This window comes from Phyllobacterium sp. A18/5-2 (assembly GCF_025452215.1).
GTDB classification, from domain to species: domain Bacteria; phylum Pseudomonadota; class Alphaproteobacteria; order Rhizobiales; family Rhizobiaceae; genus Phyllobacterium; species Phyllobacterium sophorae.
In genome coordinates, this window is record NZ_CP104966.1 from 2297643 (window position 1) to 2320308 (window position 22666).

The window sequence follows — 22666 nt, forward strand, 5'->3', positions numbered from 1 at the left end:
TTATTCCATGCAATTCACACGCTTGCTGTCTGCACTTGTCCTGATGCTCGGCATCCTTGTCCACACTGTTGGATCAAATGCGCAAACCGTTGATGACGGAACATTGGGGCTTCTCATTCAGGCCCTCGCAGGCGAAAATTTCGACGATACCACCAGGGCCGTTTCAGATCTGGTCAAGTCCGGTGACCCGCGCGCATCTTCCATCCTGAATGCCCTTAGCGCTGGTGATCTCTACGTTGCCAAGGCCGGCAAGACGGTATTTATCGGCAAGCGCGATGGTTCGGACTATGCCGCAATTGATCCAATTACGGGTTCCAAACTCGCCCCGGTACCTCGCTCTGCTGCCGAAAAGATCAAGGTAAACAACCGGTTACGCCGCGATATTGCTGCTGCGATTGGCGGTTTGACGCTGATGAGCGATAAGGCCGATGAGCGCCGTTCGGCCGCCGAAGCCATATTGAAGACCAGAGACCCGGAATCGATTCCGCTGCTCGACAAGGCTATTGCTGCGGAAAAGGATGCGAGCATCAAATTACTGATGAACCAGGCCAAGGCTGCCGCGGTACTCAATTCGGGCGCCACCGGTGAAGTGAAGATCGCGGCCATTGCCGAAGTCAGCGCCGGTAACAGTCGCGATGCGTTGGGTCTGCTCACTCCGCTTGCCGGGGTTGAAGGTCCGGTCGGCGAAGCTGCCCGCGCGGCGATTGACAGCATCAACTCTAAACTCGCCCTCTGGAACGGCATCCAGAATATTGTGTATGGCCTGTCTTTAGGTTCCGTTCTGCTGCTCGCCGCTATCGGTCTCGCCATCACCTTCGGTGTTATGGGCGTCATCAACATGGCGCATGGTGAGATGGTTATGATCGGCGCCTACACCACGTTCGTGGTTCAGCAGATCATCCGCACGTCTGCACCTGGGCTCTTCGACTATTCGCTCCTTATTGCTCTGCCTGCCGCCTTTCTGGCTTCGGGCGCCATCGGCGTTGTCATCGAGCGGAGCGTCATCCGCTTTCTCTACGGACGTCCGCTTGAGACATTGCTCGCCACATGGGGCATCTCCCTGGTGCTGCAACAAGCAATCCGCTCCTGGTTCGGCGCATCGAATGTGCAAGTCGGTAATCCATCCTGGATGGCCGGATCGTTCGACCTTGGGCTGTTGACCTTAACCTGGTCGCGGCTGTGGATCATCGTTTTTGCCCTGGCTGTTTTTGCCATTCTGCAACTTCTTTTAAAGAAGACCATGCTGGGCCTGCGCATGCGTGCCGTCACGCAGAACCGGCGCATGGCTTCGTCCATGGGCATAAGGACGCCATGGGTTGACGCTCTGACTTTCGGCCTTGGTTCCGGTATCGCCGGTATCGCCGGTGTGGCGCTCAGCCAGATCGACAATGTCAGTCCCAATCTCGGCCAGGGTTACATCATCGACAGCTTCATGGTCGTGGTCTTTGGCGGCGTCGGTAATCTCTGGGGCACGCTGGTCGGAGCCATGTCGCTCGGCATCGCCAACAAGTTCCTCGAGCCATTCGCCGGCGCGGTCCTCGGGAAAATCCTCGTGCTCGTCCTGATCATCCTGTTCATCCAGAAGCGTCCGCGCGGTCTCTTCGCACTCAAGGGAAGGGCTATAGAGGCATGATAACCCAATGGTTTTTCACCCATGTCGACCGGCGCGGCGGCGTTGCCATCGTACTGCTCGTTGCACTCGGCTTGCTGGTCCCGCTGTCCAATCTACTACTGCCGGTCACTTCGCCATTTCATATTCCAACCTATCTGGTTTCGTTGATCGGCAAATATCTCACCTATGCCATGCTGGCAGTCGCACTTGATCTGGTCTGGGGCTTCTGCGGTATTCTTTCACTTGGCCACGGCGCATTCTTCGCTCTCGGTGGATATGCCATGGGCATGTATCTGATGCGCCAGATCGGGCCGCGTGGCGTCTATGCCGACCCGATCCTTCCGGATTTCATGGTCTTCCTTAACTGGAAGGATTTGCCGTGGTTCTGGCATGGATTCGACAATTTCTGGTTTGCGGCACTGATGGTGGTGCTGGTGCCAGGCATTCTGGCATTCGGTTTCGGCTGGCTGGCTTTTCGCTCGCGCGTCACTGGGGTCTATCTCTCGATCATAACCCAGGCCCTGACCTATGCGCTGCTGCTCGCGTTTTTCCGCAACGATATGGGATTCGGCGGCAACAACGGTCTCACCGACTTCAAGGACATACTCGGCTTTAACGTGCAGGCGGGCAGCACCCGCTCCGCGCTCTTCGCCGCAACAGCGCTGTTCCTGGCGCTCGCGGTCTTTGTAAGCAGCTTCATCGTCCGATCCAAGCTCGGCAAGGTGCTGGTCGGTGTCCGCGATGCGGAAAGCCGCATGCGCTTCCTCGGCTATAGGGTCGATCGCTACAAACTTTTCGTCTGGACAATCTCGGCCATGATGGCGGGCATCGCCGGGGCGCTATACGTGCCGCAAGTTGGCATAATCAATCCCTCGGAATTCGAACCCGCCAATTCCATCGAGGCGGTCATATGGGTGGCTGTTGGCGGTCGTGGTACGATCATCGGTCCCATCATCGGCGCGGTGCTGGTCAATTTCGGCAAGACCTATTTCACCGCAGCTTTCCCGGAAATCTGGCTTTTTGCCTTGGGGGCGCTGTTTATTGTCGTCACCCTGTTCCTTCCGAAGGGCATTCTCGGCGTTTATGGCTCGTGGAAGGCGCGGAACTCTGATCACGTTGCGCGGAAAAAGGAGAGCGCGCCAGCGGCCGCCGACGAGACCCTGCAGATCCCCGAACCTCAGGCAGCGGAATAGATCATGAAAGCTCAGAATACATTGCTCTATCTCGATGGCGTTTCGGTCTCCTTCGACGGATTCCGCGCCATCAACAATCTCTCGCTCGTGCTTCAGGCCGGCGAGATGCGCGCGATCATCGGCCCCAACGGCGCTGGGAAGACGACGATGATGGACATTATCACCGGCAAGACCAGGCCAGATGCAGGCGACGTCTACTTCAATGGGGATGTGGATCTCACCAAATATGATGAGGCGGAAATTGCGCTGCTCGGGATCGGCCGCAAGTTTCAAAAGCCAACAGTGTTTGAAAGTCATACGGTGGAAGACAATCTGGTGTTGGCCTTGTCGGGTCCAAGGTCAGCATTCTCGACCTTGTTCCATCGCCAGAGCCGGGATGAGGCCGAGAGGATCGATGATATTCTTTATACGATCCGCCTCAGCGAAAAGCGTGACTGGCTCGCTGCGAACCTGTCGCATGGCCAGAAGCAATGGCTCGAAATCGGCATGCTTTTGGCCCAGGACCCGAAGCTGTTACTGGTGGACGAGCCTGTTGCCGGCATGACCGATGCCGAAACGGCCGAGACGGCGAAACTGCTCCGCGAGATAGCAAAGACGCGCTCGGTGCTCGTCGTCGAGCACGACATGCATTTTGTGCGGGAGCTCGACGTCAAGGTAACGTGCCTGCATGAAGGTACGGTGCTGGCCGAAGGCTCGCTCGATTTCGTCAGCAACGATCAGCGGGTGATCGAGGTCTATCTTGGCCGGTGAAGAAGGAAGTGTCTCATGCTGACCGTTGAAAATGCCTCCCTTCATTACGGTGCGGCCCAGGCCTTGCGGGGTGTGTCGCTCGAGGTGAAGCCGAACTCGATCACTTGTGTCCTCGGGCGTAACGGCGTCGGCAAGACCAGCATGCTGAGAGCCATCGTAGGGCAGCATCCGCTATCGTCCGGCTCGATCAGTTTCGATGGGACGCCGCTCGGAAAGAAACCGCCTTACGACCGGGCTCGCGCCGGCATCGCATTTGTCCCGCAGGGACGCGAGATTTTCCCCTTGCTCACCGTACGCGAGAACCTGGCAACCGGCTTTGCGGCTGCAAGTCGCAGCAATCGCACTGTGCCGCCAGAAGTCTTCGAACTGTTTCCGGTGTTGAAAACCATGCTCGGGCGACGCGGTGGCGATCTTTCCGGCGGCCAGCAGCAGCAGCTTGCCATTGGCCGAGCACTGGTGACGCGACCAAGACTTCTCGTCCTCGACGAACCCACAGAAGGCATCCAGCCATCGATTATCAAGGATATCGGCAGGGCGATCCAGTTCCTGCGTGATCAGGCCGGCCTTGCGATCCTTCTGGTCGAGCAATATCTCGATTTCTGCCGTGAACTTGCCGATCATGTCTACATCATGGACCGCGGCGAGATCGTCCATTCCGGCGACGCCGCCAGTCTTGACAGGCCGGAAGTGCGCAAGTTCCTGACTGTTTGAAAACTTGCCTTGCTGACACGATATAATCATCGTTAGGGTCGCCCCGGAGGATGGACCCCTATGATAGACAAGCTGGAATTTTTCATCGCCTTGGCGCGCCATCGGCATTTTGGCAGGGCCGCGGAAGAATGCGGTATCACCCAGCCCACGCTCTCAGCCGCCATCCGCCAGCTTGAAGACACACTCGGGGTCGTCCTGGTTCAGCGCGGCTCGCGCTTCAAGGGGCTGACGTCCGAAGGTCAGCGCGTGCTTGAATGGTCGCGGCGTATCGTTGGTGATGCGCGCACCATGCGAGAGGAAATTCGCGCTGCCCGATTTGGTCTTGCGGGCCATGTTCAAATTGCTGCCATTCCGACGGCGCTTGCCATGGTCTCGCGGTTGACCACGCCATTCCGCGAAAAACACCCGGATGTGACATTTTCAGTGACATCGCGCACTTCACTCGAAGTGCTTACGCTGCTCAGTAATTTCGAGATCGATGTCGGTATCAGCTATCTCGACAATGAACCACTCGGACGCGTGACCTCCGTGCCGCTGTATTCCGAGCGGTACCAGTTGATTACTTCGGCGGGGAATACCTACTCTGACCGGGAGTCGGTGACCTGGGCCGAGGTCGGGCAATTGCCGCTCTGCCTTTTGACCATGGATATGCAGAACCGCCGCCTTATCAACAAGCACCTTGAAGAGGCAGGCGTAGAGGTTCACCCCACGCTCAGATCAAACTCCATGATCGTTCTTTTCTCGCATATCCGCACCGGAAAATGGGCGAGCATCATGCCGCTTAATCTTGCAGAAACGCTGGGGTTCGCCGAGCCGATCCGTTCCATTCCGATTGTAGAGCCCGATGCGCGCCACCTTGTCGGCCTCGTTGCGGCAGATCGTGAGCCCCACACGCCGCTGGTCTCTGCACTCCTGCACGAGGCCAGGGCACTTGCATTGAGCCTGAATAAAGATCGATAGAAATCTTCTATCGATCAACGAGTCTGCTGTATTGATATCTCGTGGTATATTTGATCTGTTCTAAGGAACGGGGAGAAGAAAACAAGGGAGGGCCTTGCACCGTATGCAAAGCGCAAGTACCGATATCGCGGCGAGAGCGATAGGCATTATCGATCAACTGAAGGGCAAAGAAGGTCCTCTGCTTCCCATCTTGCACGAGTTGCAGGACGAATTCGGCTATGTGCCGCAGGAAACGCTGCCGTTGATTGCGACAGCCCTCAATATTTCGCGCGCCGAAGTCCATGGTGTTTTCACTTTTTATCATGACTTCCGCGATCATCCCGCGGGTAGGCATGTGCTGAAGCTTTGCCGGGCCGAAGCTTGCCAGTCCATGGGCGGCGCAGCGCTGGCAGACAGGGCGCGTCAGCTTCTCGGCGTTGATTGGCATGGAACCACCCCTGACGGTGCCGTAACGCTTGAGCCGGTTTATTGCCTCGGCCTTTGTGCCTGCGCACCGTCGGCAATGCTCGATGGCGAGGTCATCGGTCGTCTCAATGCCGACACGCTTGAAGAAATCGCGACCGAGGTACGGCTATGACGGTCACCTTCTACGTTCCGCGTGATTCTGGCGCTCTTGCGCTGGGCGCCGAAAAGGTCGCCAGGAAATTCCAGGCAGAAATCGAATCGCGCAATCTCGATGCGCGGATTGTCCGCAACGGCTCGCGCGGCCTTTACTGGCTTGAGCCCATGGTTGAGGTCGAGACGCCGAACGGTCGTGTCGCCTATGGCCCGGTCAAGGCCTCCGATGTGGCTGCGCTCCTCGACAACGGCATCGCCGAGGGCAGGGTGCATCCGCTTTGGCTCGGATTGACCGACCAAATGCCGTTTCTCGCGAAACAGACTCGCCTGACTTTTGCTCGTTGCGGCATAACTGATCCAGTTTCGCTTGAGGACTACCGCGCACATGACGGTCTTAGGGGTCTGGAGAACGCGCTTAAGTTGACACCCGCTGAGATTGTGGCGCAGGTGACGGAATCCGGCCTGCGCGGTCGCGGCGGTGCGGGTTTCCCGACCGGGATCAAATGGAAGACTGTTCTCGATACCAAAGGCGAACAGAAATACATCGTCTGCAATGCTGATGAAGGCGATAGCGGCACCTTTGCCGACCGTATGATCATGGAGGGCGATCCTTTCGTCCTGATCGAGGGCATGGCCATTGCCGGCATCGCCGTCGGCGCCACCAGAGGCTACATCTACACACGTTCCGAGTATCCCCATGCCATCGCCGTCATGAACGAAGCGCTCGACGTTGCCCGCAAGGCGGGTGTTCTTGGTGCTTCCGTACTTGGGTCCTCCTATGCTTTCGACATTGAAGTGCGCGTCGGTGCAGGTGCCTATGTCTGCGGCGAGGAAACCGCACTGCTCGAAAGCCTCGAAGGTCGCCGTGGTATCGTTCGGGCCAAGCCGCCCCTCCCGGCGCATAAGGGCCTTTTCGGCAGGCCGACGGTCATTAACAATGTGATCTCGCTCGCTTCCGTTCCGGTCATTCTCGACAGGGGAGCGGTTTTCTACAAGGATTTCGGTATGGGCCGCTCGCGCGGTACGATCCCGCTGCAGATTGCGGGCAACGTCAAGCACGCGGGGCTGTACGAAACTGCCTTTGGCCTCACACTCGGCGAAATAGTCGATGATATCGGCGGCGGCACCGCTACTGGCCGCCCGGTCAAGGCCGTGCAGGTCGGTGGTCCACTTGGCGCGTACTTCCCGCGCGCACTTTTCGATACGCCGTTCGACTATGAAGCCTTCGCCGCCAAGGATGGCCTGATCGGCCATGCTGGCCTGGTGGTGTTTGATGACAGCGTCGACATGCTGAAAATGGCGCGGTTTGCCATGGAGTTCTGCGCGGTGGAGTCGTGCGGCAAGTGTACCCCTTGCCGCATAGGCTCGACACGCGGTGTCGAGGTCGTTGATCGCATCTCGGCCAATATTGAACCTGAAAAGCAGATCGAAGTTTTGACCGATTTGTGCAATACCATGAAGTTCGGCTCGCTATGCGCCCTGGGCGGCTTCACTCCCTATCCTGTCATGAGTGCGCTGACGCACTTTCCTGAAGATTTCCGCCCGGCGCCAAGCACGCATTTTGCCGCCGTGGCGGCGGAATAGGAGCATAAGATGTCCCTGATTCAAGAAATCGATTACGGCACACCCGCCAGTACCTCGGAGAAGATGATCACGCTGACCATCGACGGAAACGAGGTTACCGTGCCCGAAGGTACGTCTATTATGCGTGCTTCCATGGAAGCCGGGATAAAGGTGCCGAAGCTCTGCGCTTCTGACATGGTCGATGCATTCGGTTCCTGCCGCCTCTGCCTTGTCGAGATTGAAGGCCGCAATGGCACTCCTGCATCCTGCACGACACCCGCGGTGGAAGGTCTCGTCGTCCGCACTCAGACCCAGCGGCTGAAAGACATCCGCAAGGGTGTGATGGAACTCTATATTTCCGATCATCCGCTCGATTGCCTGACTTGCGCTGCCAATGGCGATTGTGAATTGCAGGATATGGCAGGAGCCGTGGGCCTCCGCGATGTTCGCTATGGCTATGAGGGTGACAACCACGTTTTCGCGAAAGCCGGTGTTGTTGCCAATGACCGCTGGTTGCCGAAGGATGAATCCAACCCTTATTTCACCTATGATCCATCGAAATGCATCGTCTGCTCGCTTTGCGTGCGCGCCTGTGAGGAAGTGCAGGGCACGTTTGCGCTGACCATTGAAGGCCGTGGCTTCAACAGCCGGGTCGCTTCCGGCGCGCGTGAAAGCTTCATCGAGAGCGAGTGTGTGTCCTGCGGCGCTTGTGTCCAGGCTTGCCCGACGGCGGCGCTGACGGAAAAATCAGTCATTCAGATCGGTCAGCCGGAACATTCGAAAGTCACGACCTGTGCCTATTGCGGCGTCGGCTGCTCGTTCAAGGCCGAGATGCGCGGCGAGGAACTGGTGCGCATGGTGCCGTGGAAGGATGGCAAGGCCAATCGCGGTCATTCCTGTGTCAAGGGCCGCTTCGCTTATGGTTACTCGACCCACAAGGACCGCATTCTCAATCCTATGATCCGCGAGAAGATTTCGGATCCCTGGCGCGAAGTCACTTGGGATGAAGCATACAAGCACGTGGCGAACGAGTTCCGCCGTATCCAGTACCAGTATGGACGCAATTCCATTGGTGGCATCACATCCTCGCGCTGCACCAATGAAGAGACATTTCTTGTCCAGAAACTGGTTCGCGCTGGCTTCGGCAACAACAATGTCGATACCTGCGCCCGCGTCTGCCATTCGCCAACGGGCTACGGCCTGAAGCAGACCTTTGGCACTTCGGCAGGCACACAGGATTTCGACAGCGTCGAGCATACCGATGTGGTGATTATCATCGGCGCCAATCCGACCGATGGCCATCCGGTTTTCGCCTCGCGCCTCAAGAAACGCCTGCGTAAGGGCGCAAAGCTGATCATCGTCGATCCGCGCCGCATCGACCTCGTGCGCTCGCCGCATGTGGTAGCCTCGTATCACCTGCCGCTGCGTCCCGGCACCAATGTCGCCGTCGTCACCTCCATGGCGCATGTGATCGTCACCGAAGGTCTCTTCGACGAGAAGTTTATTCGGGAACGCTGCGATTGGGCCGAATTCCAGGATTGGGCCGCCTTTGTATCCTCTCCGGAACATAGCCCGGAAGCGATCGAGCAGATTTCCGGCGTTTCTCCGCAGTTGCTGCGTGAGGCCGCTCGTCTGTTCGCCACCGGCGGCAATGGCTCGATCTACTATGGCCTTGGCGTCACCGAACACAGCCAGGGCTCGACGACTGTCATGGCCATCGCCAATCTCGCCATGGCGACCGGCAATATCGGACGCAAGGGCGTCGGTGTGAACCCTCTGCGCGGCCAGAACAATGTGCAGGGTTCTTGCGATATGGGTTCCTTCCCGCACGAATTGCCGGGCTATCGCCATATCTCCGATGAATCTACGCGCGATATTTTCGACAAGCTCTGGGGCATCAAGCTGCAGGATGAACCGGGGCTGCGCATTCCCAACATGCTCGACGCGGCCGTCGATGGTACGTTCAAGGGCATCTATATCCAGGGCGAAGACATTCTCCAGTCCGACCCGGACACGAAGCATGTCGCTGCCGGTCTTGCTGCGATGGAATGTGTCGTTGTGCACGATCTCTTTCTCAACGAAACCGCCAACTACGCACACGTCTTTCTGCCTGGATCGACCTTCCTTGAGAAGGACGGCACTTTCACCAATGCCGAGCGCCGTATCAATCGTGTACGCAAGGTGATGAGTCCACTCAACGGCTATGCCGATTGGGAAGTCACGCAAAACCTTGCCAAGGCGATGGGTCTCAACTGGAACTACCAGCATCCCTCCGAGATCATGGACGAAGTTGCGCTGACGACGCCGAGCTTTGCTGGTGTGTCTTTCGACCTCCTCGATCGGGAGGGGTTCGGTGCAGTGGCCATGCAATGAAAAGGCGCCATTGGGCACACCGATCATGCATATTGAGAGCTTTGCTCGTGGACGGGGCAAGTTCATCCGCACCGAATATGTTGCAACGGACGAGCGTACCGGACCGCGTTTTCCATTGCTGCTCACGACTGGCCGCATTCTCTCGCAGTATAATGTCGGTGCGCAGACTCGCCGCACGGATAATGTCATCTGGCATGAAGAGGACCGGCTTGAGATTCACCCCCACGATGCCGAGCAGCGCGGTATCCGCGACGGCGATTGGGTGAAGGTCACCAGCCGTTCGGGAGAAACCACCCTGCGGGCGCTTATCACCGACCGCGTATCGACGGGAGTGGTCTATACGACCTTCCACCATCCAACGACGCAAGCCAACGTCATCACCACTGACTTTTCCGACTGGGCGACCAATTGTCCCGAATACAAGGTCACGGCCGTTCAGGTCGGTGCCTCGAACGGTCCGAGCGATTGGCAGGTCAATTATGACGAACAGGCGCGCCAGAGCCGGAGGATCGCACCCGTTCTGGATGCGGCCGAGTAGCCATGGTCGAGCGCCTCACACGGCTATCTGTTCCGCGCATCACCCGCCGCCGCAAGGGTGCCGGTGAAGTCTATGCGACGGACAGGCGGATAGTGCCCGAGGAGACGCCGGTTGCGTTTAGCTATAACGGCACAACCCATGCGGTCATGATGGCGACTCCGGCCGATATGGAGGATTTCGCCGTTGGCTTCAGCCTGTCAGAAGGTATTATTTCGCGGATCGAAGAGATCAGCGAAATTGCTGTCGAGGAACATGATGATGGCGTCGATATCCAGATACGTCTCGCCAGCGAAGCGGGGCAGGAGCTCACCGATCGCCGCCGCCGCATGGCCGGACCCGTTGGCTGCGGCCTTTGCGGCATCGAGTCGATCGAGCAGGCGCTGAAGCCGGTCGCATCGGTCGACAGGGCCAGGCTCAAACTCATGCCGGACGAAATCGCCGAGGCAGTCAGGCTCTTGTCAGCGGTCCAGCCACTGCATAGTGAGACGGGTGCTGCCCATGCCGCCGGGTTCTATGTTGCGGGCAAAGGCATCGTTGCGGCACGCGAGGATGTCGGCCGCCACAATGCACTCGACAAGCTTGCCGGGGCGCTCTGCCGCACCGGAATGAGAGGTGAAACCGGTGCAGTCGTCATCACCAGCCGCGTGTCCATCGAGATGGTGCAGAAGACAGCCATTATCGGCGCGCCCATCCTGATTGCGGTTTCCGCACCAACCTCCTTGGCGATCCGCACGGCGCAGGCAGCTGGAATGACCCTGATTGCGCTGGTGCGCGGCGACGAGTTCGATATTTTCACGCGGCATGAGCGCATTCCGCTGGCCGGCGAAACGCTCGCGGAGGATGTCACGCTGAACAATCCGGCCACCAAACCCAATCCGGATTCTGCCGCATCGAGCCTCGTTCAAAGTCCCACAGTACGATTGGTGCAATATGGATAGTGAAAGTCACAAATCGACCGCAGACAAGCTGGTTTATATGGCCAACCAGATCGCCACGTTCTTCCACACACAGCCGAAGGACGAAGCCGTGGCAGGTGTTGCCGATCACATCAATCATTTTTGGGAGCCGCGCATGCGCGCGCAGTTTTTCACGATACTTGAGCAACCCGATAACGGTCTTGATCCACTCGTTGTCGAAGCAGCAAAGCACATCCGCAAGCCGGGCCCGGTTCCGGTCTAACGCTTTCGCACTTCCCGGTACTTACACCCGATGCCTTCTGAGCGCCTGCGCAATTGGTATGGTATTGGTAAAAGTGTCATTTGCGTATTGCTCATATTATTTCAATACGCAACTTGATAAATTCCCCGGGTTGCGTCTACGATGAAACGGATTGGAGTATATTAAAACCAATCTAATACCTTACTGACGAACCAATTGAATATTGCACTGTTTTAATCAAATGAATTTGGAGAATGATTCCATGGGAAATAACCCATTCAGATTTTTATCCCGAACATGCCTCAGTCTGTGTCTTGCAATGGCGATGCTTGGTGTAGCGCCCGCGACGCCGTTTGCTGCGGCCATATCGGACGGTGAGTTCTTTTTGAAATCAACGTGGCCCTCCTCAATAACCGGAGATTTTATGCTGACGAGCGCCAGCAGGATTATCGTGGTCGGCGATGTTGACGAGAAGCTGGAAGAAAATGGAAAGACCGATGGCAAGGGCGACCTTGCCGCGCTTCTGGATGAGCCGCGCGGCTGGGCGCAGAAACTACGCTATGCGACCGGCTTTGAATTGGAGATTGTTTCTAACGTCTCGGACGGGAAAGCATCCGACATTGTCCTCAGGAGGGTTCCCGTAGACTCGGTTGATTTCATCGCCCCAGGCTACGGTATGTTTGTGGTTGCCAACCCCAGCGATCCCAATTCAACAAAGAAAAAGATTACGAAGAATTATAAGCAAGAGGGCTATCTGTTTTCAGCAAACGCTACGGGACTGACGATCACCTATGCCAAGACGCTGGGCGGGTTTCGCGGCTTTCAGACAGCGGCGCTGATGGTGATGAACGATGATGATAAAGCTGTTGGAACACATAGAACGATTCAAGGGATAAACGGCTTCGACTATCCGCAATATGAAAACCGCCGCATCATGTTGGATGTCGCGCGCCAGTTTGTACCGGTCGATCAGCTCATCGGCTATATGGACAAGATGAGCATGCACAAACTCAATGAGTTGCATTTGCATCTCAATGACAGCACTGCTCCGGAGCTCGGCGGAGCAAAAAATGGTTATTTCCGGTTATATAACGAGTCCAAACCGCGTGAACTTTTGATACCAGCTGATCAGCCGATAAAAGATGGAAAACCGGATTTTGCTGCCGGCAAAACAGTTTACGATTCCAAAGATTGGGCCAATCTCGAAAAGGCAGCCTACCGCTATGGCATCAAGCTTGTCCCTGAATTTGACGCTCCTGGCCATGCCAGTGCGTTCAAGGACGATGGTGCTGGTTCACTCCAATATGCTCCTGTTGATCGACTTACTCTACTTTCAAAACCTTGGGCGATCTCTGATTCAATTTTGACCAATGATGTAGGTGATCGGTGGACACCTAGTAAAAATCTGGAAAATACAGTCACTTATTTTGAAAGCCTTATACGGGATTTCAGGCCTTGGTTCAAATCAGACACGATCCATATTGGCGGTGACGAAGCCGACCCAAACAAGTATCCGGATACGATCAAATACATCAATACACTATATGACAGGATCAAGAAAACTCCACAGAACAAGGATGGGTTTACGCATGTCTGGATGTGGGATGACGGCATACATATGGTTAATGGGATGCCCGGTTTGTACCAGGGTGCTAATTCCGAAATTGGAATCGTAAGATGGCAAGATTGGTTCGACAAGTCATTTCTTCAAATCAAGAATCGCCCAGAATCTAAATGGATTGATGCCGAGGGAACAGAATTCTATTATACCCCAAGGAACTTCCTGCCCAATAACTACACGAGCATTGGTAAAACCTCGCCTGAAATATACAATTCCTATCTGCGAAGATTGGCGCTTTATTCTTCTATCGGGACGATACCTAACGGGATTCAATATACGCAGTGGAGCCATCTGGCAGGATTCCCAGGGAATCAGATTAATCCAGACTATATTAATGCCGGCCTGTCGAAGACATTCCCAGGCATCGGATATTTCACTTGGCATGGAGCCGACGACATTCCAAATCCCGTGGTGCAGATTGTCGGACTTACACCGTCGCGCATATTCAGACCCTATGACTATATTTACATTGAGCGTCTGATCAATGTTTCTCAAGAAATGTCGGCCTTCTGGGTTCATGAGCGCCTCAAAAAGAGTGTGGCGGAAGCGAAGGACGTTCTAATGAAGGCATCCAAGCATCGGGAACTGTATCGGGAATTCTTCGGCCCGGTGCCAGGTGACATCAGGGAAACAACAAATGCAGACACAGACTGGATGGGCTGGGATGTATCGGATATGGCTTTGGCATTCACAGCCGCGGATGCGGAAGCCAAATAGAAATAGACGTATGGGAAATAACCAACCAACAGCAGGCCCCCGTCGGGGCCTGTTCTCTTATCTGCCCTATTGTCTGTGGACCGCCTGGGGATCGAAGGGCAGGTCGGCCAGTTCATCGAGCTCCATGGCCTCCAGCGCCGGATGCGATAGCGGATCCCTGTACCAGTCATTCGCAGGGTCGCGGTCAGACTGGGTTAGACCATTGCGAAGCCACATCTCCAAGCCTCGTATCAACAAGAAAATCTTCATCTGACATATCCATGACCACGGAAACATGTGCTATTTTGTCTGCAATTAGTGCCGATCACAATCAAGATTGCCGAAACCATTATAAAGAAAATCTTCATGAAGAACCTCAACAGGTTTCATCTCAACGGTTTGAAGGCAGTGGAGGCGATCGGGCGCCTCGGGTCGCTGCCAAGGGCCGCCGAGGAACTCGGTGTCTCGGTGAGTGCGGTCAGCCAGCAGCTGATACGCACCGAGGGACAGATGGGCCAGGCGATCTTCGACCGGACGCGAGCGGGCCTGGTTCCGACCTCCTTTGGCAAGACCCTTCTCGCCAGGCTCGAGGAAGGGTTCCAGCAGCTTTCCAGGGCCGTGGCACTTGCCGATGGCGTTGACCAGACATTGCTGCTTTCCGTTGCCCCGACATTCGCATCGAAATGGCTCGTGCCGCGCCTCGGGCGGTTGCGAGCCGCGCATCCGGATCTGAAAATCCGCATCGATCCTTCTCCCGGCGTGCTTGATCTCAAAAGTTCCGATATCGACCTGGCGATCAGACTCGGTAGTGGCGATTGGCAGGACGGCACCCCGGAATGTCTGCTGCCGCAGAAAATGTTCCCCGTTTGCACCCGCGCCTTTGCCGAACGTTTGCGCGGACCGGCCGACATCTTCAACCAGCCGATCATCTGCTACGAGAACCCGATGTTCAGCTGGGATGACTGGCAGGCGGCGACCGGTCTTGCAGGTCCCTTGCCATTCGATGGACCAACATTCTCCGACCCATGGCTCGGTCTCGAAGCGACGATCAGCGGCCAGGGCATCATGCTGGCCTGGGATCTCTTTGTCGAAGACGCACTTGCCGATGGCCGGCTGGTCGCGCCATTTCCAACCCGGGTGCCATCGTCGATCGCCTATTGGCTGGTCTCGCCGAAAAATCGCAAACCAACGCCGCAAATGCTTCATTTTCAGAACTGGATACGAAGCGAAATTGCACAGGGCAATGCGACCACAGAACATCGTCTGATGCTCTAAACTGTTTGATCTGTTGACAAATTATACTGAAGTTTGAAGAGTGCCGCTCATCTGGATTAGCAGCGGTTGGAGGGCTCTATGTCTATGCGCGCGGTAATCGGGTTTTCGGCGTTTCTTCTCTCCGTTTTCGCTGCCGCAATTCCGGCTGGCGCTGCAGAAACCAATCGCGATGTCGTCACGACGAAGGATGGCGACTATTTCGGTTTTGACCTGCGCACGGAACAGGATGTCACGCTCGATCAGTGCGAACTGGTCTGTCTTGCGGACCGGTCCTGCAAGGCTTTCACCTACAACCCAAAGGTGAAATGGTGTTTCCTCAAGTCTGATTTCAATCAATTGAAAAGCGCGCCGGGCTCGGTTGCCGGCAAGGTAATCGAAACTGCTGCCGAACCCGATATCGGTGCTCCGCCGAAGTTGCAATTTGTCTCCGACCAGCTCGTTCAGGACGCGCGTCAGGTCAAGGCAAGCCTGTTCCTGACCGACGAACAGAAGGCGCAGGGCGTCGATGGGCTCGTCGCGACAGCGCGGCGGGAGCTTGGCGCAGGTAATGTGGCCAGCGCACTCAATGCCTTCAAGGGCGCGCTGGCCATCACACCCGACGATGGTGCGTTGTGGATCGAGACAGCTCGCGCTGCCAACCGCGATAGCAAGAACACCTACGTTGCCGGGCAGGCATCGCTTGCGGCATTGAACGGTTATCAATTGACGCGCACTGCGCAGAGCCGGGCAGACGCGCTGGCGGCGTTGGCGGCAGCGCTGCAGAACGTCGAAAACTACCGCGCCGCGCTCAGCGCATATAAAACCAGCCTGACGCTGGTCAACGACAAGACCGTAGAGGCCGCCTATCTCGATCTGAGGGCACGACAGGGTTTCCGTGTCGTCAATCACACGATCGACGCGGACAGTGCCACGCCGCGTGCCTGCGTGCAGTTCTCTGATCCGCTGGTGAAAATGGGCACGGATTATGCTCCATTCGTGACGCTCAATGGCGCGGCGCCGAAGGCCGTCGAAGCCAAGGGAAGCGAGATTTGTGTCGAAGGTCTCGAGCATGGCCAGCGCTACAAGCTGGCCTTTCGCCCGGGCTTGCCGTCATCAGTGGGCAGAATCGCTGGAAGCACCGGTTGATCTCGACATCTACATCAAGGATCGCTCCGCCATGGTGCGCTTTGCCGGCGACAGTTTCGTCCTGCCGAGCACAGCACGCCGTGGTATTCCAATCGTATCGGTCAACACGACGAGCGCCAATCTCAAGCTCTACCGCATCGGTGATCGCGGCCTTGCGCCACTTTTGACCAGCTCGCAGTTTCTGACGCAAATTGACGGCTACAATGCGCAGCGGCTGCAGGACGAAGCGGGCGAACTGGTGTGGCAAGGCGCCATCGATATCCAGACTGACCTTAACAAGGATGTCGTCACCAGCTTCCCTGTCGATGAGGCACTGCCGCAGCGCAAACCCGGTGTCTATGTGCTGACTGCGGTTTCGCCCGACGCGAAGACCGAGGAATGGGACGCGCAGGCAACGCAGTGGTTCGTCGTCTCCGATATCGGACTTTCCACCTATGCGGGCACCGACGGCCTCAACGTCTTTGCCCGCTCGCTCGCCACAGCGCAGCCGCTCATTGGCGTCGAATTGCAACTGCTCGCCAAGAACAATGAAATTCTCGGCACCGCCGTTACCGACACCGAGGGCAGGGCAACTTTCACCGCGGGCCTGATGCGTGGCACGGCGGCAATGGGTCCGGCGGTCATTACCGCCAAGAACGGCGATGCGGATTATGTCTTCCTCGACATGACCCGCGCGGGCTTCGATCTGTCGGATCGCGGTGTCACTGGCCGCGCCGCTCCCGGCGCCATAGACATTCTGGCCTGGACCGAGCGCGGCATTTATCGCGCTGGAGAAACCGTGCATGCTTCTGCTCTGGCGCGTGACAATGCGGCCAATGCTATCGAGAAGTTGCCGCTAACCTTCGTATTCAAGCGGCCGGATGGCGTTGAAGACCGGCGCATGGTCAGCGATGGTGCCAATCTCGGCGGTCATACGCTGGACCTTGTCCTTCAAGCCAATTCCATGCGTGGCACCTGGACCATGCAGATATACACCGATCCCAAGGGATCGCCGATATCGGAGAAGCAGTTTCTGGTCGAGGACTTTGTTCCGGATCGGGTTGAATTCGATTTGACCAGCGATGCAAAGTCTTTGGAAGTCGGCAAATCCACGCCGGTTAAAGTCGACGGGCGTTATCTCTATGGTGCTCCTGCCGCCGGGCTTGACCTTGAAGGCGAAATCGCCGTCAAGCCGACGCGTGAAAGCACTGACTTCAAGGGTTACTTCTTCGGCCTTGCAGACGAACAGGCAAGCGAGGACACGCGCATCCCACTGGAGGATTTGGCCCAGCTTGACGACAATGGCAAGGCAACGTTCGACGTCTCGCTGAACGACGTTCCCTCGACGACGCAGTTGCTCAACGCCGATGTTGTCGTGCGAATGCAGGAGGCCGGGGGCCGTGCCGTCGAACGCACACTGACGCTGCCGGTCAAACCACAGGGATCGATGATTGGCATCAAGCCGGAATTCTCCGGCGACCTTGCGGAGAATTCCGTTGGTAAGTTCCATGTCATTGCCGTCGACCAGAATGGCCAGAAACAGGCCATGCAAGGTCTGGAGTGGAAACTCCTCAGCGTCGAGCGCAATTACCAGTGGTACCGTGATGGAAGTTCCTGGAAATATGAGCCGATTCTGTCGACCAAGCAGATCGCCAACGGGCAGGTGAGTACAACACCGGACGGCGCTGAGATTTCGGTACCGGTCACCTGGGGACGTTTTCGCCTCGAGGTGGAAAGCGCCGAAGCGGATGGCCCGGCTTCGAGCGTGGAATTCGATGCCGGCTACTATGTGGCCGCGACATCGACGGAAACGCCAGATGGGCTAGAGATTGCGCTCGACAAGGACAATTACGTTGCCGGCGATACGGCAAAGCTTAAAGTTTCGCCGCGTTTTGCTGGTGAGCTGCTCATCACGGTCGGTGCCGAAAACCTGTTGGCAACCAAGAAGGCCAGCATTCCTGCTGAGGGCGGTGAAGTGGAATTCTCCGTCAACGCCGATTGGGGCGCCGGTGCCTATGTCACCGCCACTCTGTTCCGTCCAGGCAATGCACAGGAAACCCACATGCCGATGCGCGCTATTGGCATCAAATGGCTCAATGTCAGCCCGGGCGACCGCCACCTCTCCATGAAGCTCGATGCGCCCCAGAAAACCGAGCCGCGCAAGCCGCTGAATATCGCTTTGCAAGTAACGGGCGCTGGCGCCAATGAAGACGCTTTTGTCACCGTTGCCGCGGTCGATGTCGGCATTCTCAATCTGACCCGCTACGAAGCACCGAATCCCGATGGCTGGTATTTCGGCCAGCGCCAATTGGGTCTTGAGATTCGCGATCTCTACGGCCGGCTGATCGACGGTTCATTGGGAGCGCTGGGGAAACTGCGAACCGGCGGTGATGGTGCGCAAATGCCGATGCAGGGTAGCCCGCCCACCGAAAAACTCGTCGCTTTCTTCTCTGGTCCTGTAAAACTGGACCCGCAGGGCAAGGCGAATGTCAGCTTCGACATTCCGCAGTTCAACGGCACCGCCCGCGTCATGGCTGTTGCCTGGTCAAAGACCGGTGTCGGTCATGCGACGTCCGACGTGGTCATTCGCGATCCGGTCGTTGTCACCGCGAGCCTGCCGAAATTCCTCGCTCCTGGCGACAAGGCTTCGTTGCGGCTCGATGTCGCCAACACTGATGCACCGGCCGGCGACTACCAGCTGCAGGTGACAAGCAATCCGGTCGTGAGCGTCGATCAGCCCGGAGCATCACAGACGGTTAACCTGACAGCAGGTGGCAAGTTCGATATCACGCTGCCGGTGACCGGCGAGCATCCGGGCGATGGTGTTGTTTCGGTCAAGCTATCCAACGCCGCCGGGCTGTCGCTTGAGCAGACGCTGAATGTCCCTGTCCGGCCGGCCACGCTGCCGGTCACGTTGCGCAAGCCAATCAGGGTGGCACCGAACAGTAGCCTCAAGGTGGATGGCGAACTCCTGGCGGGCAGCATCCTGCAGGGGGCTTCTGTCAGCCTGAACGTCACCCGTTCTGCGGCCTTTGACATTCCAGCTCTGCTGATGACGCTCGACCGCTACCCCTATGGTTGTGCCGAGCAAACCACCAGCCGCGCCTTGCCATTGCTCTACATGAGCGAACTCGCCAAGCAATCCGGCATTGCCGAAGACGGCGAGGTGCAGAAGCGCGTGCAAGAGGCCATCCACCGCGTCCTGTCATACCAGTCTTCGTCTGGAAGCTTTGGCTTGTGGAGTCCGGGTTCAGGCGATTTATGGCTTGATGCCTATGTCACTGATTTCCTGACCCGTGCCCGTGAACAGAAATATGAAGTGCCGGAACAGGCGTTGGTTCAAGCGTTGGAAAACCTGCAGAACTCACTGAGCTATGATGTGAACGTGAAGGATCAGGGCAATGAGATTGCCTATGCCCTCTATGTTCTGGCGCGCAACCGCAAGGCCGCGATCAGCGATCTGCGCTACTATGCCGACACCAAGCTCGCTGAGTTTCCAACGCCGTTGGCGCGGGCTCACTTGGCGGCTGCTTTGTCGCTCTATGGCGATGCGCAGCGCTCGCAGAGCATTTTCACCAATGCCCTGCAACAGTCGACACTGGTGACCAATGTCAGCCTGGTCCGCTCCGACTATGGTTCATCGTTGCGCGACGACGCGGCGGTTCTGGCATTAGCAGCCGAGAGCCGTCCGGTCCCGCCGATCATTCCGCAACTGTCCAAGATCGTCGCCAACGCATGGGAGCGCAAGATTTATACGAGCACGCAGGAACAGACGTGGATGCTTCTGGCAGCACGTGCCATACAGGGCGGCGATGCGGATCTTAAGCTCGATATAAACGGCGCCGCACACGCCGGTGGTTATGTCGCGCGGTTGACGGGTGATGAACTTCTCGCCCAACCTGTCACAATCACCAATGCTTCGGCAGAACCCGTGTCTGCCGTCGTTACGACTGTTGCTTCTCCGTCGCAGCCGCTGCCGGCAGGCGGCGATGGCTTCAGCATCGAACGTACCTACTACACGCTCGACGGCCAGCAGGCCAATGTCAGTGAGGCAAGACAGAACGAACGCTATGTGGTCGTTCTGAAGGTGACGGAAACCAACAACTGGCCGTCGCGTGTGTTGATCACCGACCTTCTGCCCGCCGGTTTCGAGATCGATAATCCTGGCCTCGTTAACAGCGCGAGCCTGTCGAATTTCGACTGGGTCGGCGAAGTGGAAGCCGCGCATACGGAATTCCGCAGCGATCGTTTCGTCGCCGCTTTCGATCGCACATCCGGCGATAATGGTGAAATCACGCTGGCCTACGTGGTGCGCGCCGTAACACCTGGCACCTATGATCATCCGGCCGCCAGTGTCGAGGATATGTACCGTCCGCAGTACTCGGCCCGCACCGCGACCGGTCGTATGGAGGTCGTCGCAGGACAATAATGGCGGCTTGGCGCATATTCTGCATCGGCGTATCGGCCAATCTGGTTTTGGCAACAGTGCTGGCCTTTGGTCTTGATGCAGCCGATCATGCCTTCCCGCCGCCATTGGAAAATGCGCGGGAGATCTCAGCGGAAGTGCTCGATGCCGAGGGCCAACTGCTGCGAGCTTTCGCGACGTCAGAGGGGCGTTGGCGCCTTGGCACGACGGCCACGGATGTCGATCCTCAATTCGTCCGCATGCTCATCGCCTACGAGGATCAGCGTTTCTGGCAGCATCGTGGGGTCGACCCCATCGCCCTGGCCCGCGCTGCGGTCCAGTTCGTCGGCAATGGCCGCATCGTTTCGGGTGCATCGACGCTGTCCATGCAGGTGGCCAGGCTGATCGAACCGCGAGAGGGACGCTCTCTCACCGCAAAATTCCAGCAGCTCGTGCGCGCCCTGCAGATCGAGCGCCGTCTGGGCAAGCCGGAAATTCTTGACCTCTATCTGACGCTTGCACCCTATGGCGGCAATCTGGAAGGCATCCGTGCTGCAAGCCTTGCCTATTTCGGCAAGGAGCCGCGCCGCCTGACCGTAGCGCAATCCGCATTGCTCGTTGCATTGCCGCAGCTCCCGGAGCGGCGCAGGCCCGATCGCAATCCGGCTCTGGCCGAAATCGCGCGTGGCCGCGTGCTGCAGCGCATGGCGGTAGAGAAGGTTGTAGGTGAGGGGGAAGCGGAGCGGGCCGGCCTTGCGCCGATCCCGTCGCGCCGGTTGCAATTGCCGGCCTATGCCGCGCATTTGGCGGAAGCTGCGCAGCGCAAGGAACCGAACGTCAAGCGCCACCAGACCACATTGCACCGGTCTATCCAGCAGGGTCTCGAAACGGTCGCGAAAGATGCAGCAGGCAAGCTGGGAGCGAAAGTCTCCGTTGCCATGGTCATGGCCGACGTGCGCACTGGTGAGATTGTCGGCGAGGTGGGATCTGCCGATTATTTCGATGCCAGCCGCTCTGGCTGGATCGACATGACCCGGATCAACCGCTCGCCGGGCTCGACGCTGAAACCATTTATCTATGGCCTTGCCTTCGAAGACGGGCTGGTCAGCCAGGAAACAATCATCGAGGATCGGCCGTCCGATTTCTTCGGCTATCGGCCACGCAATTTCGATATGAGCTATCAAGGCGATGTCAGTATCAGGCAGGCGCTGCAATTGTCGCTCAATGTGCCTGCGGTGCGCCTGCTCGATGCTGTCGGCCCAACGCGGCTGATGGTGCGGTTTCGCCGCGCAGATGTCCGGCCGGTCCTGCCGCCCAACGAGGCGCCGGGTCTTGCCATTGGCCTTGGCGGTGTTGGTATCACGCTGAAGGATCTGGTGCAGCTATATGCGGGGCTGGCCAATCGCGGCAGACCGATGCAGCTTGGCGATGGCATCCAGGACAAGCCCGAAACCATCGAAGGTGAGCCGCTGCTCGAGCCGGTGGCTGCGTGGAACGTTGCCGATATTCTCTCGGACGTTTTGCCGCCTGCAGGCGCGGGCCAGCGTGGCATCGCCTATAAGACCGGCACCAGCTACGGCTACCGCGATGCCTGGTCGGTTGGATTTGACGGCAATTATGTGCTGGGCGTCTGGGTCGGCAGGCCGGATAATGGTGCTGTACCCGGCCTGACCGGTTATGGAGCCGCAGCGCCGATCCTGTTCGAAGGCTTTGCCAAGTCCGGCATTGCCGTTACACCACTGCCACCGGCACCCGCCGGGGCCGTGCGCATCGCGCAGGCGCAGTTGCCGGTCAGTCAGCGGCGCTTTTCCATGAATGCGAGCGGGTTGCTGGCCGCGTCAACGCGCGAACCCGCGCCGCAGATTATCTTTCCGCCAGAGGGAGCGCGCGTCGAACTTGGTGCAAAAGCTGGCGGAGACATCATGCCGCTTGCATTAAAGCTGCAGGGAGGGCGAGCGCCGTTCCGCTGGCTCGCCAACGGCAAGCCTCTGCCGGAAACCTCGCGTCGCCGCGTCAATCAGTGGGTGCCAGATGGTGGTGGTTATTCGACGTTGACCGTGATTGACTCAGTTGGCCGTGCAGCCAGTGTCCGCATATTCGTCGATTGAATTGGAAAGGCGGCGTCTGATGACACCGCCTTTGTTGTTGT

The 22666-nt window shown here is 57.7% G+C and carries 13 protein-coding genes and 2 pseudogenes; 14 read left to right on the top strand and 1 reads right to left on the bottom strand.

The window, feature by feature from the left end; all coding sequences use genetic code 11:
- The first annotated feature begins 7 nt into the window (after positions 1–7).
- The 11 genes and pseudogenes from urtB to N8E89_RS11470 all read left to right on the top strand — a co-directional run bounded on the left by urtB (position 8) and on the right by N8E89_RS11470 (position 13754).
- Complete coding sequence (gene urtB / locus N8E89_RS11420; protein WP_262259933.1) at positions 8–1633, top strand: urea ABC transporter permease subunit UrtB; 1626 nt, start codon at positions 8–10, stop codon at positions 1631–1633.
- Positions 1630–2805 (top strand): urea ABC transporter permease subunit UrtC, encoded by a 1176-nt coding sequence (gene urtC, locus N8E89_RS11425; protein WP_106664322.1) that lies wholly within the window; start codon positions 1630–1632, stop codon positions 2803–2805. The genes urtB and urtC overlap by 4 nt, the downstream gene beginning before the upstream one ends.
- Before the next feature lie 3 nt (positions 2806–2808).
- The gene (gene urtD, locus N8E89_RS11430) at positions 2809–3555 is read left to right on the top strand and encodes an urea ABC transporter ATP-binding protein UrtD (RefSeq protein ID WP_106664321.1); all 747 of its coding nucleotides are present in this window, start codon (positions 2809–2811) and stop codon (positions 3553–3555) included.
- A 15-nt stretch (positions 3556–3570) separates the two neighbouring features.
- A complete protein-coding gene (gene urtE / locus N8E89_RS11435; protein WP_106664320.1) occupies positions 3571–4266 on the top strand; it encodes an urea ABC transporter ATP-binding subunit UrtE in 696 nt (231 codons plus the stop codon).
- 60 nt (positions 4267–4326) lie between these two features.
- Positions 4327–5226 (top strand): LysR family transcriptional regulator, encoded by a 900-nt coding sequence (locus N8E89_RS11440; protein ID WP_262259935.1) that lies wholly within the window; start codon positions 4327–4329, stop codon positions 5224–5226.
- A gap of 103 nt (positions 5227–5329) precedes the next feature.
- Complete coding sequence (locus N8E89_RS11445; protein WP_106664318.1) at positions 5330–5803, top strand: formate dehydrogenase subunit gamma; 474 nt, start codon at positions 5330–5332, stop codon at positions 5801–5803.
- Positions 5800–7368 (top strand): formate dehydrogenase beta subunit, encoded by a 1569-nt coding sequence (locus tag N8E89_RS11450; RefSeq protein ID WP_262259936.1) that lies wholly within the window; start codon positions 5800–5802, stop codon positions 7366–7368. Before N8E89_RS11445 ends, N8E89_RS11450 begins: the two co-directional genes overlap by 4 nt.
- Before the next feature lie 9 nt (positions 7369–7377).
- Positions 7378–10258 (top strand): annotated as a pseudogene (gene fdhF / locus N8E89_RS11455) (formate dehydrogenase subunit alpha).
- 2 nt (positions 10259–10260) lie between these two features.
- On the top strand, positions 10261–11196 hold the full coding sequence (fdhD, locus tag N8E89_RS11460) for a formate dehydrogenase accessory sulfurtransferase FdhD (protein WP_106664315.1): 936 nt from the start codon (positions 10261–10263) through the stop codon (positions 11194–11196).
- Positions 11189–11437, top strand: a complete 249-nt coding sequence (locus N8E89_RS11465; RefSeq protein WP_106664314.1) for a formate dehydrogenase subunit delta — start codon at positions 11189–11191, stop codon at positions 11435–11437. Before fdhD ends, N8E89_RS11465 begins: the two co-directional genes overlap by 8 nt.
- Positions 11438–11678: 241 nt before the next feature.
- Entirely contained in the window at positions 11679–13754 is a 2076-nt protein-coding gene (locus N8E89_RS11470) for a family 20 glycosylhydrolase (protein ID WP_262259937.1), read from the top strand.
- Between the two features lie 66 nt (positions 13755–13820).
- Here N8E89_RS11470 and N8E89_RS11475 read toward each other — a convergent pair whose 3' ends face one another.
- Positions 13821–14003, bottom strand: coding sequence for a hypothetical protein (locus tag N8E89_RS11475; RefSeq protein ID WP_106664312.1), 183 nt, complete (start codon positions 14001–14003; stop codon positions 13821–13823).
- Between the two features lie 96 nt (positions 14004–14099).
- Here N8E89_RS11475 and N8E89_RS11480 point away from each other — a divergent pair, with 96 nt between their 5' ends.
- From N8E89_RS11480 to pbpC, 3 genes and pseudogenes are all read left to right on the top strand, one after another.
- Positions 14100–15008, top strand: coding sequence for a LysR substrate-binding domain-containing protein (locus tag N8E89_RS11480; RefSeq protein WP_106664589.1), 909 nt, complete (start codon positions 14100–14102; stop codon positions 15006–15008).
- 84 nt (positions 15009–15092) lie between these two features.
- A pseudogene (locus N8E89_RS11485) lies at positions 15093–20541 on the top strand (alpha-2-macroglobulin family protein).
- On the top strand, positions 20541–22625 hold the full coding sequence (gene pbpC, locus N8E89_RS11490) for a penicillin-binding protein 1C (protein WP_106664310.1): 2085 nt from the start codon (positions 20541–20543) through the stop codon (positions 22623–22625). Before N8E89_RS11485 ends, pbpC begins: the two are co-directional and overlap by 1 nt.
- Positions 22626–22666: the final 41 nt, after the last annotated feature.